This window comes from Chitinophaga pollutisoli, from assembly GCF_038396755.1.
Classification (GTDB): Bacteria; Bacteroidota; Bacteroidia; order Chitinophagales; family Chitinophagaceae; genus Chitinophaga; species Chitinophaga pollutisoli.
Genome location: NZ_CP149822.1, coordinates 2436390 through 2453928, shown reverse-complemented (window position 1 = coordinate 2453928; position 17539 = coordinate 2436390). Strand labels below are relative to the sequence as shown.

16 protein-coding genes are annotated in these 17539 nt (G+C 54.6%); 3 read left to right on the top strand and 13 right to left on the bottom strand.

What is annotated here, in order from left to right:
• Window position 1 precedes the first annotated feature (1 nt).
• Window positions 2–607 carry a hypothetical protein gene (locus WJU16_RS09935; protein WP_341838162.1) on the top strand — a complete coding sequence of 202 codons (606 nt, stop codon included), beginning with the start codon at window positions 2–4 and terminating at the stop codon, window positions 605–607.
• Window positions 608–682: 75 nt separating this feature from the next.
• Here the strand turns inward: WJU16_RS09935 and WJU16_RS09930 are convergent, their stop codons facing one another.
• The 3 genes from WJU16_RS09930 to WJU16_RS09920 all read right to left on the bottom strand — a co-directional run bounded on the left by WJU16_RS09930 (window position 683) and on the right by WJU16_RS09920 (window position 4494).
• Complete coding sequence (locus WJU16_RS09930) at window positions 683–1885, bottom strand: hypothetical protein (protein WP_341838161.1); 1203 nt, start codon at window positions 1883–1885, stop codon at window positions 683–685.
• A gap of 325 nt (window positions 1886–2210) precedes the next feature.
• Complete coding sequence (locus WJU16_RS09925) at window positions 2211–2648, bottom strand: DUF983 domain-containing protein (RefSeq protein WP_341838160.1); 438 nt, start codon at window positions 2646–2648, stop codon at window positions 2211–2213.
• A 49-nt stretch (window positions 2649–2697) separates the two neighbouring features.
• Complete coding sequence (locus WJU16_RS09920; protein WP_341838159.1) at window positions 2698–4494, bottom strand: ABC transporter ATP-binding protein; 1797 nt, start codon at window positions 4492–4494, stop codon at window positions 2698–2700.
• Between the two features lie 213 nt (window positions 4495–4707).
• Between WJU16_RS09920 and WJU16_RS09915 the strand changes: the two genes are divergently transcribed.
• On the top strand, window positions 4708–6846 hold the full coding sequence (locus tag WJU16_RS09915; protein ID WP_341838158.1) for an elongation factor G: 2139 nt from the start codon (window positions 4708–4710) through the stop codon (window positions 6844–6846).
• Between the two features lie 65 nt (window positions 6847–6911).
• Here the strand turns inward: WJU16_RS09915 and WJU16_RS09910 are convergent, their stop codons facing one another.
• The 5 genes from WJU16_RS09910 to ubiE all read right to left on the bottom strand — a co-directional run bounded on the left by WJU16_RS09910 (window position 6912) and on the right by ubiE (window position 12779).
• Window positions 6912–8468: a YifB family Mg chelatase-like AAA ATPase gene (locus WJU16_RS09910; RefSeq protein ID WP_341838157.1), complete on the bottom strand. Its 1557-nt coding sequence runs from the start codon at window positions 8466–8468 to the stop codon at window positions 6912–6914.
• 37 nt (window positions 8469–8505) lie between these two features.
• Window positions 8506–9840 (bottom strand): MutS-related protein, encoded by a 1335-nt coding sequence (locus tag WJU16_RS09905; RefSeq protein WP_341838156.1) that lies wholly within the window; start codon window positions 9838–9840, stop codon window positions 8506–8508.
• 171 nt (window positions 9841–10011) lie between these two features.
• On the bottom strand, window positions 10012–11349 hold the full coding sequence (locus tag WJU16_RS09900) for a dihydroorotase (RefSeq protein ID WP_341838155.1): 1338 nt from the start codon (window positions 11347–11349) through the stop codon (window positions 10012–10014).
• Between the two features lie 18 nt (window positions 11350–11367).
• On the bottom strand, window positions 11368–12063 hold the full coding sequence (locus tag WJU16_RS09895) for a porin family protein (RefSeq protein WP_341838154.1): 696 nt from the start codon (window positions 12061–12063) through the stop codon (window positions 11368–11370).
• Window positions 12036–12779, bottom strand: coding sequence for a bifunctional demethylmenaquinone methyltransferase/2-methoxy-6-polyprenyl-1,4-benzoquinol methylase UbiE (gene ubiE, locus WJU16_RS09890; protein ID WP_341838153.1), 744 nt, complete (start codon window positions 12777–12779; stop codon window positions 12036–12038). Before ubiE ends, WJU16_RS09895 begins: the two co-directional genes overlap by 28 nt.
• 41 nt (window positions 12780–12820) lie before the next feature.
• Between ubiE and yihA the strand changes: the two genes are divergently transcribed.
• Window positions 12821–13429: a ribosome biogenesis GTP-binding protein YihA/YsxC gene (yihA, locus tag WJU16_RS09885; RefSeq protein ID WP_341838152.1), complete on the top strand. Its 609-nt coding sequence runs from the start codon at window positions 12821–12823 to the stop codon at window positions 13427–13429.
• Here the strand turns inward: yihA and WJU16_RS09880 are convergent.
• From WJU16_RS09880 to WJU16_RS09860, 5 genes are all read right to left on the bottom strand, one after another.
• Window positions 13426–13899 (bottom strand): ribonuclease H-like YkuK family protein, encoded by a 474-nt coding sequence (locus WJU16_RS09880; RefSeq protein ID WP_298717924.1) that lies wholly within the window; start codon window positions 13897–13899, stop codon window positions 13426–13428. The two genes, yihA and WJU16_RS09880, sit on opposite strands and share 4 nt — an antisense overlap.
• 177 nt (window positions 13900–14076) lie before the next feature.
• The gene (locus WJU16_RS09875) at window positions 14077–14445 is read right to left on the bottom strand and encodes a CoA-binding protein (protein WP_341838151.1); all 369 of its coding nucleotides are present in this window, start codon (window positions 14443–14445) and stop codon (window positions 14077–14079) included.
• A gap of 226 nt (window positions 14446–14671) precedes the next feature.
• On the bottom strand, window positions 14672–15178 hold the full coding sequence (locus tag WJU16_RS09870) for a GbsR/MarR family transcriptional regulator (RefSeq protein ID WP_298717929.1): 507 nt from the start codon (window positions 15176–15178) through the stop codon (window positions 14672–14674).
• 634 nt (window positions 15179–15812) lie between these two features.
• A complete protein-coding gene (locus WJU16_RS09865; RefSeq protein WP_341838150.1) occupies window positions 15813–16463 on the bottom strand; it encodes a dihydrolipoamide acetyltransferase family protein in 651 nt (216 codons plus the stop codon).
• Window positions 16436–17449 (bottom strand): biotin/lipoyl-containing protein, encoded by a 1014-nt coding sequence (locus WJU16_RS09860; RefSeq protein WP_341838149.1) that lies wholly within the window; start codon window positions 17447–17449, stop codon window positions 16436–16438. The genes WJU16_RS09865 and WJU16_RS09860 overlap by 28 nt, the downstream gene beginning before the upstream one ends.
• Window positions 17450–17539 lie beyond the last annotated feature (90 nt).

Sequence of the window (17539 nt, the reverse complement as noted above, 5' to 3'; positions counted from 1 at the left end):
CATGACAAAGAAAATTTTCACTGTTAATAAGTCCATCGCATTTTTGGCCGCAGCCGCCGTGCTCACATTTTCCGCCTGCAAAAAGGAAAAGCATGACGATCACGACCATGATCATGAAAATGAAAACGAAGAAATCACGACCGTGAAACTCACTTTCACCAATGCCGCCACGCCTGCGGAGAAAGTGATCGCGACGTGGAAAGACATGGACGGCGCCGGTGGCAACGCGCCCCAGATAACGCCCATCAACCTGAAAGCCAATACCACTTATCTTTTGGCTACCGAATTGCTGGATGAACGTAAAAATCCCGCCGACACCGTGACGCATGAAATCGCAGAGGAAGCTGATGAACATCGCCTCTTCCATCTGTTTTTCGTGAATGCCAACGCCCCCGTAACCGATTCGGTGACAACCGCGGCTACTGTTAGGCCGCTGGATAAAGACACGAAGAACTTACCCATTGGTCTGGATGTGCAGGTAGCCACCAAGGCTGCTTTCAAAGGCTATTTACGCATGGTGGTGCGTCACCAGCCGACCGGCAAAGACGGTTCCTACGCACCCGGCAGCAGCGATGCGCAGGCAGAATTCCCGGTTGAAATCAAGTAACGATAGCTGTAACAGGCAAAAGGAAAGGGGAACCGGCAATCGCTGGTTCCCCTTTTTGTTGTGTATTGGCTGGCTTTAGTGTTCGTCTGCCTCGAGGCCTTCCTGGTCGCCGGTGACCAGTACTTTGAAAGGCTTGCCGCCTACGTTGATGGAAGCCGTTTGCTGAAGATCCGGCAGGTTGAGGCTGCGGATGGCGCCTGCTGCCTGATCGGTGATATATAGCGCCCTGCGCGATACGGCGAAATAAGGTTTCTGCGCGGCCGTGGCGCCCGCGGGTATGGGCGGTGCAATCTTCGCTTCCTTCGTTTGCTGGCCGGTGGCGGCGTTGAAGACTTTCAGCGTGCCGTCGGTGAGAAGTACGTAAAAATGCTTGCCCTCGCCGTCGAGCAGGTATTGATGGATGTTGTTGTTATTTTTCAGCACTTCGGTGATTTGTTTGGTGGCGGGATCGATTTTAAAAAGCCCGAGGCTAGTGGAACCGAAGAAGTGCGGGAGGGCATTATGGCCGTAGATGGTCCCGAGCCAGGCGTCGCCGAAGTTGGAAGGATAAGGTACGAGGAATTGTTCGCCGTTCCGGGAAACGATGAGCACGCCATCCGGGCTGCCGAAGGCCGCCATTTTGCCGTTGCCCGCATCGCCGTGGATGCCTTTGGTGGCAATCCCGGTTTCGTGGAGTGTTTTACCGAAACGGTCGATGATTTTTACTTTTTCGGGAAGCGTACCGGAAATGGAGCCATCTTTCTGCGTAACGGCAAGGGTATGATCGTCGAAGATCACCATGGCGCCGTGGTGGGGTTGGGCAACCGGTAGGATGGCGCCGGGACCGTCTTCCAGGTCGCCGTCTTTAAACAGGCTGATCGTACCCGTTCCGTCATTGAAAATAGCGTTGAGGCCGGCATGTGCGTAAAAGTGCGTGGGGCCCGCTTCGGCAAAGGTGACGGGCGACATTCCGGGTTCATGCACGTGGAAATGTCCGCCGTGTTTTTCGATGCCGGTGTTGAAGAATTCCACGGTGTTGTCGGCGCGGCTGATGATGGCGGCGAACTGGCCGGTGCTGGTGGCATACAGCGAAGGCTGGGCGGCTTTAATGTTGAAGGGAGCGGTGGTGCTTTTCAAGGGATCTACGACGGAGATACGCGCCTGGTCCGCATCGCTGACGATCAGCCGTAGGTAGGCGGCTTCTTTTTCAACGGGCGCCGGGTCGGCGGGTTTGTCATCTTTACGGCAGGCAGCCAGGAACAATCCGGCGAAAACCGCCGGGAGCAAGAGCTTTTTCATGATAGTATGTTTAATGTGCAACAAAGTTGCAAATCTAGTAAAATGCATCTATGTTGCAAATAATAAGCGCTTATTTCTGGAAATGAATGTTGGCGTGGCAAGTAAGTCGCGCTGGGATTGCGTTACACGACGGTCTTCCCAGAAAAATTAAGGAGTAATGAAAATGATAAGATATATTTGAGCATGGATGCGCCTGCATCTTCCTTCCCTTCGAACTACATCATGTAACGATACTAAAGATGATCTGACATACTGCTCAGATTTTGGATGAAAAGCAAAAAAGGGCCGTTTTCACGGCCCTTCAGTATGAATAATTCATTCGTAATTAATGGGAATGATCGAGCGGGTGTTCCGGATCGGGGAGCTGCGCGGTATCTTCGTCGTAGTACACGAAGAAGTATAGATAGATCACGCGGGAAATGCGCATCAGCCAGGGTTGCAGCACCAGGAGGATGATCCCGTTGACGCCGAGCCACCAGTAGATGCTATCATCTTTCCAGCTCATTCCGAAGAAAAACCAGTACCAGACGAGGTTAAAAACCGACAGGGCGATGCCAAGGGCGTAGCTCACGTAACCGGTCCCGAACCAAAACCCGGTTTCCAGTTCATATTTCTGGTTGCAAACCGGGCATCTTTCGTACATCGCGAAAATCTTCGAGAAGCGCAGGTGGAAAGGGTTTTTATCCTTGAACATATCGCCTCTCCGGCAATGCGGGCACTTCATTTTCAGTATGCTCAGAAAGTAATTCTGTTTGTTGCTCATGGTGCGTAAAAGTACAATATAAATCCGGCTGCAGGTAGTATGATCGTGTTTATGCGGTAGTTTGTCCGGTGGATTTCCTTTCCCCGATCTGCTGGCGCCACATGGCGTAGTACAGGCCTTTTTCCTCCAGCAGGGCATGGTGAGCGCCGGTTTCCACGATACGGCCTTTTTCGAGGACGTAGATGCGGTCGGCGTGCATGATGGTGGAAAGACGGTGGGCGATCATCACCGTGATGTGTTCTTTGCTGGAGGTGACCTGTCTTACCGTTTGGGTGATTTCTTCTTCCGTGATGGAATCGAGGGCGGAAGTGGCTTCGTCGAACACCAGGAGCCGTGGTTGCCGCAGCAGGGCCCTGGCGATGGAGAGGCGCTGCTTCTCACCGCCGGAAATTTTGATCCCGCCTTCGCCGATCACGGTGTCGATACCGTGTTCTGCACGGGCCAGCAGGCTATAGGCCGACGCCCTTTGCAGCGCGCTCATCAGTTCTTCTTCCGTGGCGCGGGGATTGACAAACAGGAGGTTCTCACGGATGGTGCCGGAAAACAGCTGCGTGTCCTGCGTCACGAAGCCTAGCTGGTGGCGCAGCTCTTCGATGTCCAGCGCGCCGGAATCGATGCCGTTGTATTCAATATTCCCTTCCCCGGGTTTGTACAATCCCACCAGCAGCTTCACCAGCGTGGTTTTGCCGCTGCCTGAAGGGCCCACGAACGCAATGGTTTCGCCGGTTTTTACCGTGAAATTGATCGCGTCGAGGGCTTTGTTTTTGGCGGTGATATGCTGGAAGCCCACATTCCGGAATGCCAGCTCATTCACCAGCGATAGCTTGGCCGGCGATGCGGGTGTTATTTCCACGGGTGTATTGAGTATCCGCTGGAAGTTATCCAGCGAAACCTGCGCTTCGCGGTAGGCCAGGATGATGTTGCCCAATTCCTGGAGCGGGCCGAAAAGGAAGAAGGAATATAGCTGCAGGGAAATGAGCTGGCCCACGGATACCTGGTCGCCATAAATAAGGTACAGCAGCAGGAACAGGATGGTGGAGCGCAGGAGGTTGACGAACGTTCCCTGAACGAATGCGATACTGCGTACGCGTTTCACCTTGGTGAGCTCCAGTAGCAGGATCTTCATGGTATTGGCGTTCAGCCGGCGGATCTCCTGGTTGGTAAGGCCGAGGCTTTTCACCAGCTCGATATTGCGGAGCGATTCGGTAGTGGCGCCGGCCAGCACGGTCGTTTCTTTCACGATATTTTTCTGTATCGATTTGATGCGCTTGCTCAGCACGTTCATGAGCCATCCCAGCAGTACGGAGCCGCCGAAATACACGAACACGAGCGACCAGTGCACCCGGAAGGCGAAAACCATCACAAATACCACACCCACGAGCGTGGTGAAGAGGATATTGATAAACTGGGAGATGAACTTTTCCGTATCGAGGCGCACTTTCTGGAGTATGGCGAGCGTTTCGCCGGAGCGCTGGTCTTCGAACTCCTGGTAAGGCAGGCGCATCGAATGCCGGAGGCCGTCGGTATACATCCGGGCGCCCAGCCTTTGGGTGATGGCGCTCACGAAATAATCCTGGAATGCTTTGGCAATGCGCGAGATCATGGCTACGCCGATGGATGCCAGCAGCAGGAGCAGCACGCCGTACAGGTATTGATTTTCCGTCCGCGGTTCGGGCGCAGCGGCATTGGCGGCCGTGAACGTATGGGGATGGGACGCGAAGCGGTCCACGATTTCTCCGAATATCCAGGGATCTAACAGGGAAAACACCTGGTTAACGGTCGCCAGCAGCAGCGCGGCCATTACCAGCCATTTATAGTTTTTGAGGTACCGTAATAATAATTTCATGGGGCAAAGGTAAAGTTATTTGGCACCCTAACGGTGTTGTGACATCGATTTTAAACTGGACTTATCACGGTATTTACCCTAAAAATTGCGTAATTTAATATACGGCCGGGAAGGTCATCCTACAGCATGTTATGAGCCTCGCAACCTGATTCTTTCTCCTGGAACGGCAAACCCACTCGCCCCGGCGCGCTTCACCCGCAAAACTATTGCCGTATGAAAACGTATGACGAAAAACACATTAAAAATGTTGTGCTCATTGGCGCTGCCAAGAGCGGCAAAACGACGCTGGCCGAGGACATGCTGTTCGAGGCCGGCATTATCCCAAAACGCGGCTCCGTGGAGGAGCGAAACACGGTGTCGGACTACCATGAGGTAGAACACGCCCGGGGTAACTCCGTATACGCCACCACGCTGCACACCGAGTGGCGCGATTACAAAATCAATATCATCGACACTCCCGGCCTGGAAGATTTCATAGGCGAAGTCGCCTCTTCTATCCGGGTATGCGACACCGCCGTGATGGTGCTCCACGCCTACAACGGCGTGGAAGTAGGCACCGAACAAATCTGGGATTACGTAGACCGCTACGCGAAGCCCACCATCCTCGCGGTTAACCAGCTCGACCACGAAAACGCCAATTACCAGCAGGTGCTCGACCAGGCCCGCCGCTTCTTCGGTGCAGCCGTCACCGTCATGCAGTACCCCGTGAACCAGGGCCCCGGCTTCAATGCCATTATCGACCTGCTGAAAATGACCATGTACCGCTTTCCCGAAGGTGGCGGCAAACCTGAAAAACTCCCCATCCCCGATGATGAAAAGGCGCAGGCCGAAGCGTGGCACAACACCCTCGTCGAAAAAGCCGCCGAAAACGATGATGCTCTCATGGAATTGTACTTCGAAAAAGGCAGTCTCGACGAAGACGAGCTCCGGCAAGGCCTTAAAATCGGGATGATGAAACACCAGGTGTTTCCCCTGTTCTGCCTCAGCGCCCTCCGGAATATGGGCAGCGGCAGGCTGATGGGGTTCATCGACAATGTGGCACCTTCCGCCGTGGAAATGCCCCCGGAACGCACGGAAGACGGCCGCGAAGTGCCCTGCGACCCCGCCGGGTCCACCTGCCTCTTCGTGTTTAAAACCCTGCTGGAGCCCCATATAGGCAAACTCTCCTTCTTCAAAGTGATGAGCGGGGAGCTGAAAGCCGGGCAGGAACTGTACAACGAAAAAGGCAATACCTCCGAACGCCTGAACCAGCTCTTCATTGCCGACGGTAAAAACCGCCAGCAGGTAGACCGCCTCCGTTCCGGCGATATCGGCTGCACCCTCAAACTGAAAAATACCTTCACCAATCATACCCTCAACGATCCCAAATTCAACAGCCAGATCGATCCCATCCACTTCCCGCCGCCACGGGTACGGACGGCCATCATCGCAAAAAACAAAGCCGACGACGAAAAGCTGGGTGAAGTCCTCAACGAAATCCACATGGAAGACCCCACGCTGGAAGTGGAGTACAATCGCGAACTGAAACAGGTGATCCTGCACGGGCAGGGCGAGTTGCACCTGGCCATCACGAAATGGCGGCTGGAACATGTGTACAATATGCAGGTGGATTACCTTCCCGCCCGCATTCCCTACCGCGAAACCATCCAGAAAGCCGCGCAGGCCAATTACCGGCATAAAAAACAGTCGGGCGGCGCGGGGCAGTTCGGCGAAGTGTTCATGAAGATTGAGCCCTGGTTCGAAGGGATGCCCGCCAGCAAGGAATTTCCGGTTCGTGATACGGAAGAAATCGTCCTCAGCTGGGGCGGCAAGCTCGTTTTCAACAACTGCATCGTCGGCGGCGCCATCGATACGCGCTTCCTGCCGTCGATCCTCAAAGGCGTGATGGAAAAGATGCAGGAAGGGCCGCTCACCGGATCATACGTGCGCGACGTGCAGGTAAGCGTGTACGACGGCAAAATGCACCCGGTCGACAGTAACGATATCTCCTTCAAAATCGCCGGTATGATGGCGTTCCGCGAAGCCTTCCACCAGGCCGCGCCCCAGCTACTGGAGCCGGTCTACGACCTGGAAGCTTCCGCGCCCGACGTCATGATGGGCGATATCATGAGCGAGTTGCAGAGCCACCGCAGCATCATTACCGGCATGGATTCCGGCGATGCCAAACAGGTTATCAAAGCCCGGACGCCGCAGGCCGAATTGGATCATCTCTTCGCCGCGCTGCGCAACGTGACGCAGGGTAAGGCCAAAGTGAAGGCGATCTTCGCGGAATATGCGCCCGTGCCGGCCGATGTGCAAAGGAAACTCAGCGAAGATTACAGGAAAATCGAACAGCAGAACGGTCAACACTGACCCGGTTCCTATACGGAAGCCTGCGTAGCTATTGCCGCGCAGGCTTTTTTATTTCCGTGGCTTTTTCACATCTGGCCCCAGCTGGCGCGGTCCAGCGTTCGGTATTGAATGGCGCCGGCAATGTGATGCGATGCTATTTGCGGGGAAGCGTCGAGATCGGCGATGGTGCGCGCTACTTTTAAAATCCGGTCGTATGCCCGGGCGCTCAGTTGCAACCTGTTCATCGCCGCGGATAGCAGCTGCCGCGCTTCCGGCCCCAGTATGCAGAATTTTTCCAGCTGCCCGCTGTTCATTTGCGCGTTGCAATACGCGTCGGGTTGTTTTTTGCGCTCGGTATGCGTGGGCGTGCCGAAGCGCATTGATTGCCGTTCCCGCGCCGCCATCACCCGTTCCCGGATGGATGCGCTGGCTTCCGGGACTGGCGAATCCGCCAATGCGCCGGGGCTCACGGGCGTCACTTCCACATGCAGGTCGATGCGGTCGAGCAGCGGGCCGGAGATGCGGTTGAGGTATTTGCGGACAACGCCCGGATGGCAGGTGCAGGGTTTTTCGGGGTGGTTGAAATACCCGCAGGGGCAGGGGTTCATGCTCGCCACGAGCTGGAAGGTGGCGGGGAACTCCAGCGCCTGGCGCGCTCTTGAAATACTGACGCAACGTTCTTCCATGGGTTGTCGCAGGACTTCCAGCACTGAGCGGCGATATTCGGGCAGTTCGTCGAGGAAGAGGATGCCGTGCTGCGCCAGGGAGATTTCCCCTGGCTGGGGAATGCTGCCGCCGCCTACCATGGCCATTTCGCTGATAGTGTGATGGGGCGACCGGAAGGGCCGGGAACTGAGGACGCCGTCCGCCGCGTTCAGCTTGCCCGCCACGGAATGGATGCGCGTGGTCTCGAGGGCCTCTGGTAACGTGAGCGGCGGAAGAATGGTGGGCAACCGCCGGGCCAGCATCGTTTTACCCGCGCCGGGCGGCCCCACGAGCAAAATGTTATGCCCGCCCGCCGCCGCGATTTCCATCGCCCGTTTAATCGTTTCCTGCCCTTTCACTTCCGCAAAATCCAACCCTTCCGGAAAGCCGGGCTGGTAAGCCGTTGGGGGTTCCGGGCTGCGCTCTTCCCTTCCTTCCAGGAAAGCCAGTACTTCGTTCAGGTGCGCCATGCCGTACACGCTGATCCCTTCCACCATGGCGGCTTCCAATGCATTTTGCCGGGGCAGGATCATGCCGGAGAAACCCTCCTGCCGGGCGCGCATCGCCATGGCCAGGGCGCCGCGGACAGGGCGCAACGTTCCATCCAGCCCCAGTTCCCCCATAATTACGAACGTTTCGATCGCATGCCGGAAAACCGCCTGCTCCGACGCGGCCAGAATCCCCAACGCAATCGGCAGATCATACGCTGCTCCCGCCTTCCGGATATCTGCCGGCGCCATGTTTACCACCGTCCGCAAACGGGGCATGCGGTAACCAATGTTCTTGATCACCGTTTCGATCCGGTATTCACTTTCCTTTACGGCATTGTCCGGCAGGCCCACCAGACAAAAACGCGTGCCCTGGCCTACATTGACTTCTATTGTAATGGTAATGGCATCCACGCCGTGAATGGCGCTGCCGAAAACGCTGACAAGCATGGGTACAAACAATGTTGGTGAAACATGAAGATAGGGATTAATCCATCTTCATGTTGTTCAGCAACTCAATTACTTTTTCCTTGCGCAGGATCAGGTACCCGATTTTTTCTTTCGCAATCCCGTCACGCAATTCGTAAGTGAAATGCAGGTTGTCGTCGATCACTTCCGACTGGAAATATTTGAAAATGATCTTCGGCTCGCGCTGCAATTCTTCCGCGATTTCATACAGGTGTGTGGATAGAATGTAGAGACAGCGCCGGTTCTGCAGCAATCCGCGGATCACCGCAAGGGAACAGTTTTTCGCATCTTCCACGTTCGTGCCTTTAAACATTTCATCGATCAGGATGAGCCAGTTTTTACCGTCGCTGATTTTGATGATGGTGTTTTTGATGCGCTGCACTTCGTTGTAGAAATAACTTTCGCCTTTGAAGATGTTGTCTTTAACATCGATGTTGGAAAGGATGCCGTGGAAGAAACTCAGCTGCATGGATTGCGCCGGTACCCCCATGCCCAGGTGCGCCAGGAACACGGAAATCCCCACCGCCTTGATGAAGGTGGTCTTGCCCGCCATATTAGCCCCCGTGAGGAATATAAACCCTCTGTCCGGGTCCATCGAAACGTCGTAGGCTACCGGTTGTGGGAGGATCAGGTGATAGAGTTGTTTGATGGAGATATGCGGTTTCACTTCTTCCGTAAACTCCGGGAAGTTCAGCCGGAAGCGGAGGATCGCCTGCGCCATGCTCTGGTATGCGTCCAGCTGGGTGTATATTTCGGTGAGCTCCCAAAGCACTTTCTTGTATTTCTTGCGGATGGCGCGATCGTACCGGAGGATCTCGCGGGAGTTGAGCGCACCGTCGTTGTCGAGCTCAACGATCGTATGGAATTCGTCTTTGTTGATGAGCACGCGCGCCCGTTCCAGCAACATCCGGAGGTTGGTGGGCGCCGATTCGATGTCTATGTCTTCCGTCAGCGACTGGAATCCGCGGATGAGGTTGATGAGCTGCTCGAAGGAAAATTTGATGAAACCAAAGTCAGGCGCGTAGATCGTTTTGGTGACGATGGTGTTGATATACAACGCCAGCCCGCCGCTGCTCGAAATCGGTTCTATATCCGCATTCAGGTAATTCTCCACCACCACGATAGTGCCGTTGCTGATGGCTTTGGGCCAGGCTTTTCCGTTTTCCAGCAGGTAGCGGAGCATCTGCTGGCGGTTGTGGATGAAAGCGATGTCTTTCAACGGCTGGCCGAAAAGCTTGCGCAGGTATTCCCGCCCACCGGCGGTGGTGGTGAAATCCATTTTGTGAAACAGGGAATATTCGTCTTCACGGTTGAAGATCGAGAGGTCGAGGTACGTTGTTTTGTCCAGCTCCATGCACAGGCGTTTTCGTGAAATTACAATGAATCAATCTAACGGGAAAGATGCCGGGCAGGTAATTTTCCATAAAAAAAGAAGCGCCCCGGCAATGAAGTGCCCCCAAAAGTGTCCAACTTTTTGGGGGCAGTACACAACGGGGCGCTTCGTATATCAGTCGCGTTTCGATGCTCAGGCGTTGAATAACAACCGTTGGCCGCATTGCTGTTCGTTGAATACGCCGTTGTCATAAGCGAGGTGTCCGCTTACGAAAGTATGGGTCACGGCGGCGGGGAAAGTATGTCCTTCGAAGGGGCTCCAGCCGCATTTGTAGTAAATATTGTTTTTGGAGACGGGGGATGCTGCGTCCAGGTCCACGATCACGGCGTCTGCCCAATATCCTTCGCGCAGAAAGCCGCGTTCCCGGATGCGGAAACATTCCGCCGGTGCGTGGCTCATTTTGCGGACCAGCTGTTCGATCGTGAAACGGCCGGCCTTTACCTGTTCCAGCATCATAAGCAGGCTATGCTGCACGAGCGGAACGCCGGAGGGCGCCTGGAGGTACGGCTGCTGCTTTTCGTCCCAGGTGTGGGGCGCGTGGTCGGTGGCGATAATGTCCAGCCGGTCGTCGAGCAGGCCCTTCCAGAGTGCTTCGCGGTGGTGGGGAGCCTTGATGGCGGGATTGCATTTGATGAGGTTGCCGTATTGTGCATAATCATCGGCGGTGAACCAGAGATGGTGCACGCAAACTTCGGCGGTAATGCGCTTTTCGGACAGGGGCAGCATGTTGCTGAAGAGCTGCAGTTCCTTCTCGGTGGAGATGTGCAGGATGTGCAGGCGGGAATTATGTTTCTTGGCGAACTGGATAGCCACGAGCGAAGATTCGAAGCAGGCTTCTTCGTTGCGGATCAGCGGATGGTCAGCCGCGGTGAGCTGGTCGCCTTTTGCTTTTTTGAATTCCTCCATGTTGTGGCGGATGATCTTTTCGTCTTCGCAGTGCGTGGCGATGAGGAGCTCCGTTTGCCCGAAAATTTTCTCCAGCGTGAGGTAATTATCGACGAGCATGTTGCCGGTGGAAGATCCCATGAAGATCTTCACGCCGCAGACGCGGTCTTTTTTCGCATTCGTTTTCAGGACTTCATCCGGGTTGTCGTTGGCCACGCCCATGAAGAAGCTGTAGTTGGCCAGGGATGTCTGCGCGGCGATATCGTATTTCTCTTCGAGGCGTTCCTGGGTTACGGCTTCGGGTTTGGTGTTGGGCATTTCCATGAAGGAGGTGGTGCCCCCGGCAACGGCGGCCCTGGCTTCGTGGCGGATGTCGGCCTTGTGGGTGAGGCCCGGTTCGCGGAAATGCACCTGGTCGTCGATCACGCCAGGGAGGAGGTGTTTGCCGGTGCCATCGATCTCGCGGCCGGTTTCCCCGATCTGCGGCGCGATTTTTTCGATACGGCCGTTGCGGATGAGGACGTCGGCCACCGTGGTGGTGCCCTCGTTAACGATGGATATATTCTTGATAATGGTGTTTTGCATGCCGCAAAGGTAAATATTTTACCCTTGCAGGTGGATGGAAAACACGATGGTGCGGGTGTTGAGCTGGTCGATGACGCGGGAATACCGGAGATTGGGATCTTTAACGTGCACGTCGTTCAAGCCGTTGCTGATTTTGAATTCCGGGGTGAAGATGAAGGAAGGGAAGTAGATTTCGAACCCTGCGCCGAGTTCGTATCCGTAGGCGGTTTTGTTGATTTTTACGAGGTCTTCCGCGCGGCGGAGCCCTTTATTGGAAGCGAGGTCGTAATCCAGTTTCATGCCGGCGATCGTGTATACGCGGAGGTTGCCGATGCGGTCGGATTTGAATTTGATCTGGAGGGGGAAAGAGGCGGTGATGGATTCCACTTTCTTTTCGGTCACCCGTTCGGGGTAATTCTCTTTGTAGGATAGGTTTTTATTGGCAAAGAACAGCTGCGGGTTGAAGCGGAGGTCGAACCGGTGGTTGAACCGCAGGTTGGCCAGCAGGCCTACGTTGAAACCAATGGTTTTAAGCGGTTCGGCAACCATGATGGAATCCTGATGCAGGAAGATATCGCTGTGCGTGAGGCGCAGGTGGCTCTGGTTGACGGCCAGGGTGATTCCGAAATAATAGGGTTTGCTGTCGTGCTCCTCCATATTGAGCTGCGCCCTTGCCGGGAGGGTTCCCAGGAGGAAGACGGCCAGCGCTAGCGGGTGGCGCAGTAAACGGAACAAATCCCGAAAGTAAGCGTTTTGCATGTAACGTCTTGAAAACCAACTTTTTTAAGGATATCACACATCTCCTGGCCTTGCGGCATCTCTTTCACTGAACTGGGCAGATAGGAATAGGCCGCTTTGTTGCGGGCCACCAATTTGCCGATCGCAGGCGTAATATAACGAAAATAAAAATTATATAATTGTTTGACGGGAAAAGCTGTCGGGTTGGAGAATTCGAGGATAACGGCCATGCCGCCGGGTTTTAGCACCCGGCACATTTCGCCGAGGCCTTTTTCCAGGTTCTCGAAGTTCCGGACGCCGAAAGCCGCCGTTATGGCATCAAACGTTGCATCGGGAAAACTTATTGTTTCGGAGTCGCCGGTCTGAAGCGTGATTTTATCGCTGAATCCGGCTTTCGCTACTTTTTCCCGGCCGATTTCGAGCATGCCTTCGGAGATGTCGATACCGGTGATTTGGTCAGGATGAAGCATCTTTTGGGCCATAATGGCCACGTCGCCGGTGCCCGTGGCTACGTCGAGCAAAGTTTTGGGAGCCAGGGGCTTCAGTTTCCGGAGGGCCACTTTCCGCCACCAGACGTCGATCCCGAGGCTCATAAAATGGTTCATGAAATCGTAGCGGCCTGCAATATCATTGAACATGCTGGCCATCTGCTCCTTCTTGCTTAATTTTGACCCTTCAAAAGGAACCACTTTCTGTACGTCTTTGCTCGTCATAATGGGGCAAAGGTAACAGAGGGGCCGCAAATGGAAAAATTATGGTGATCAAATCTGCAGAATACCTCATCAGCAACGTCGACTGGCAAAAATGCCCCGTGGCCGACAAACCGGAATATGCTTTTATCGGCCGTTCCAACGTCGGGAAGTCGAGCCTGATCAACTTGCTGACCAGCAGGGAAAAACTCGCGAAAACCTCCGGTACGCCGGGTAAAACGCAGTTGATCAACCACTTCCTGATCAATAATCAATGGTATTTGGTGGATTTGCCGGGGTATGGCTTCGCGAAAGTGTCGCAGGGCCAGCGGAAAGCATGGGAGCGGATGATCGAGGATTATCTCCGCAAAAGGCCCAATCTCATGAATGTGTTTGTGCTGGTCGACAGCCGTCATACGCCGCAGAAACTCGATATTGATTTCATCAACCAGTTGGGGGAGTGGAACATCCCGTTCCAGATCGTGTTCACGAAGGCAGACAAAAATACGCAGCTGGAAACCAGCCGTAATACGAAAGCGTTCCTCAACAAGCTGCGCGAGACCTGGCAGTTCCTGCCCGCAAGCTATGTTACATCAACGGTTAAAAAGTCGGGCCGCGATCAGATCCTGGCGTTTATCGAGGAAATGAACGCCCGTTTCCAGGGCATCGCCTAATTCACGATCTTGTTGGCGCAGGAGCTGCTGGCGAACGCTTCAGGTTTGGCTTTGAAGGCAAAGCCCATCCCGAGGATGTAGCCCATGGCTTCGCGCAGGGCGAGGTTGCTCTTGAATTGCGGATTGGTGTTGATGTCCGCGTGTACTTCCATGTCCACATCATAATCGGTGAACAGGTCGCATAATTCGTAAGCGATCTCGATGCTGCGTGCTACTTCCACGAGCATCCGCTCCTTGATGGAGTAAACGTCCCGTGTTTTTTCGTTGTGAATGAACATGAATCCGCCGTGCCCTTCGCGCAGGAAAACGATGACGGTGGCGAATTCCGTTTCCAGGCCCTTGACCTGCGAATCGGTGCCGATGCAAACCTTTAACCGGTGCCCGCGCCCGGTTTCCCGGACGATGGCACGCCGCACTTCCTCCTTGATGGGCAGGTGAATAGGCTCACCATTGAATCTTCTCCATTTCATACAGGAATATTTTAACGGTAATGCGTAAACCAGATGCCTTGCTGATAGTCTTTGTGCCGGTCTTTGCGGGTTAACGGGATGTAATTGGAATTATCCGAATATACGAAAATTAACTGCAGCAGGAATTGCTCCGGCAGGGGGAGGTGTGGTTTGGGGAAATCGTGTGGATTGTGACAATCAGTACTGGCCGGTGCTGAGCAGCACGAGGGTGCAGGCTTGCTGGGGTATGATATTGTTTTCGCGCGCGAGGGTTTCCAGCTCCGGATTTTCGGTACCGGGGTTGAAGATGATCCGTTTGGGTTTCAGGCTGAGGATGTAGTCGTAATACTGCACCTGGTTCATCGGGTTGAGATAGAGCGTTACCGTGTCCACGTTCTCCAGCGCCGGATGTTCTTCGAGGATCGCAGTGTCACCGATTGTGCCGGCGCGCTTGCCGATGGCCGTCACGGGATGCCCATGGGCAAGGAGACGCGTCACGGCGAGGTATCCGTACCGCTGGGGATTGGGCGAAGCGCCCAGCACTACCGTATGTTTGGGTGTATTCATATCGCAAAGTTAAGCTTCTGCGGATGGGTGCGCAAAAGTTGTACCACCCTGCTTTAGGGAATGGAATCAAAGCGTCTACACGGTACATTCCCCCATCCCATCCCTTCCCGGTAAACCGGCGCCGCCGGTGATGACGATAACGTGTTCATTTAATAATTTAGAGAATGCTGAAAGTGTTGAAAGATCAAGGTATGAATTCACGCTATCGTGGAACGTCACAACAAAATTAACGGATCACTTTCATGAGGGTGCTGTAAAACCAGTTTTCCTCCGACTTGATGAACGCATTCAGCGCGGCATCCGTCTGGTGAGCGAACTTCTGGATATTTTGCATGGTTTCCCGGAAAGCGCGCACATGCTTGTCTTTCGGATCCCCGTCCACCTTACTGAGTTGCAGCAAGACCTTCAAAATCGGATCCAATTCGCGTTTTTTCCTTTCCCGGGCAATGGCGGTACCCACTTTCCAGATATCTTTCTCGGCAACGAAAAATTCCTTCCTTTCGCCGGGTACAAGTACTTTTTCCACGATCCCCCAGTTCATCAGTTCCCGCACGTTCATATTCACGTTTCCGCGCGAGATGTCGAGGCCCGACATAATGTCTTCGGCACTCATGGGTTCGGGAGCGATCAGCAGCAGCGCATGTATCTGGGCCATGGTCCGGTTCACGCCCCATTGGGCGCCCAACAATCCCCATGTCTGGATAAACTGCGCTTTGGCTTCTGGCAATTTCATAATTCAAATGTAGGGTAAGTTATTGAACTTTCAAAACTTTGTGAAAATTAATTCTGTTTACTCACCCAGTAAACGCATCATTCCGCCCGCCACGACCCATAGCGCCGCCCCTCCCGGGTGATTTGCCCGACGCACCACCGGAGAACACTCCGGACACTGAAACCGTACCTGCCCATGACCCGGAACGGTATGATACCCCCAAACCGTCCGAAAAAATGACTTCCAGGATAGTCCGAAAGCCCGGAGCGCCATACCGGACAGTACCGACCGTCTCCCCGGGAGATGCAGCGGCTACACCCGGCAGGCATGCAGGGGCGTCACACGGACCCTCATCGCCTTAACAAGACTTACTCCAGGCATACCTGTATGATAAAGCATATATATAATAAGTGTACTGTAGGGATGAAAAGCGCCAAAGAAGGGCTTTCCCCTTCGCTTTTATTTACATTCGATATACATTTACCCCTCCTTTACCCCTAAGTAAGCCTTTAGTAACCCATGCTTTACTGGAGGGTATTCCCATCCGCTTTTTGTCGCAAATCCACCTTGCCACGCCTCCTTCACCGGGCAGACCCGCTAAAAAAAAGCGCCTCCCGGTCGGGGAGGCGCTGTATGGCAGTGTTTTGTTTTCTGGTTATACCAGCATGTTCACCGGGTTCTCCAGGAAGTTCTTCACGGTAACGAGGAAGCGGGCCCCCACGGCGCCGTCCACCGTGCGGTGGTCGCAGCTGAGGGTAACTTTCATCACGTTGGTGGTTTTGAACTGTCCCTTGTCGGCTACCACGATCTCTTTAATCGCGCCCACCGCGAGGATGGCGGAGTCAGGGGCGTTGATGATAGCGGTGAACTCCTCGATACCCATCATACCCAGGTTGGAAACCGTGAAAGTATTGCCGGCGTAATCGTTGGGCTGGAGTTTCTTGTTCTTGGCTTTATCGGCCAGGGATTTGGCTTCCGCAGCGATCTGGGAGAAGCTCTTCTGGTCTGCGAAGCGGATCACCGGAACGATCAGCCCTTCTTCCACTGCCACGGCGGAGCCGATGTGGATGTGCTGGTTGTAACGGATCACGTCGCCCCTCCAGCTGCTGTTCACATCAGGATGCTGGCGGAGCGCCATCGCGCAGGCCTTGATGACCATATCGTTGAAGGAAACCTTGGCGGGAGAAATTTTATTGATGGCTTCGCGGGCGGCCATGGCGTTGTCCATGTTGATTTCCATGGTCAGGTAGAAGTGCGGCGCCTGGAACTTGGATTCGCTCAGGCGGCGGGCGATGGCTTTACGCATCTGGCTAACCGGCACTTCGTTGAAGCTTTCCTGCCCAACGGGAGCAAAGGCTGCCACCTGCGGAGCGGGGCGCCGGCGGCGGGTGCTGCCGGAGCTGCCGCGGGAGCGGATTTTCCGGGAACGAATGCGTCTACGTCGCGTTTTACGATGCGGCCGTTGTCGCCGGAACCCGTCACCTGGTTGATATCGATCCCTTTGTCCTCAGCCAGCTTGCGGGCCAGGGGGGATACTTTGATGCGGCCGTCGGCGGAAGCGGCTGGTGAGGCGGCCGCAGCAGGAGCCGCGGCTGCTGCTGGAGCGGCTTCGGGTTGGGCGGCTGCAGGAGCTGCGGATGTTCCACCACCTTGTTCGGCGGCGAGAATCGCGTCAACATTAGCGCCTTTCTTGCCTACGATGGCGATAATACCATTTACTTTAGCTACTTCACCGGCAGGAACCCCGATATGCAGCAGGGTGCCGTCGGCATATCCGATCACTTCCATGGTAGCCTTGTCGGTTTCCACTTCAGCGAGAACGTCATCAGATTTTACGGTGTCACCCACATTTTTGTTCCATACCACGATCTTTCCTTCGGTCATGGTGTCGCTCAGGAGCGGCATGCGGATAACGGTCGCGTCTTTCAAAGCTGCGTCCAGCGCGGCTTTGTCTACCGCAGGAGCGGCGGGGGCGGCTGCTTCGGCTTTGGGGGCGGGAGCGGCTGCTGCAGCCTGCGCACCACCATTACCCAAGAGGGATTTGAAATCTTCCCCGGGCTTACCAACAATGGCAATCACTTCATTCACCTTTGCGGCTTTCCCTTTTTCCACGCCAATATATAGCAGCGTACCGTCGACATACGGCATCACTTCCATAGTGGCCTTGTCGGTTTCCACTTCAGCAATTACATCGTCCGACTTTACGGTATCGCCTACCTTTTTATGCCATTCCGCAATCACCCCTTCTGTCATCGTATCACTTAAAAGGGGCATTCTGATAACTTCTGCCATAGTGTTTCTTCGAAATTTTGCCCAAACCTACAAGTTTTTGCGCAAAAACGCAAAGGATGCAGTGTGCGGGAGTTTAAAAATAGTCGTTCC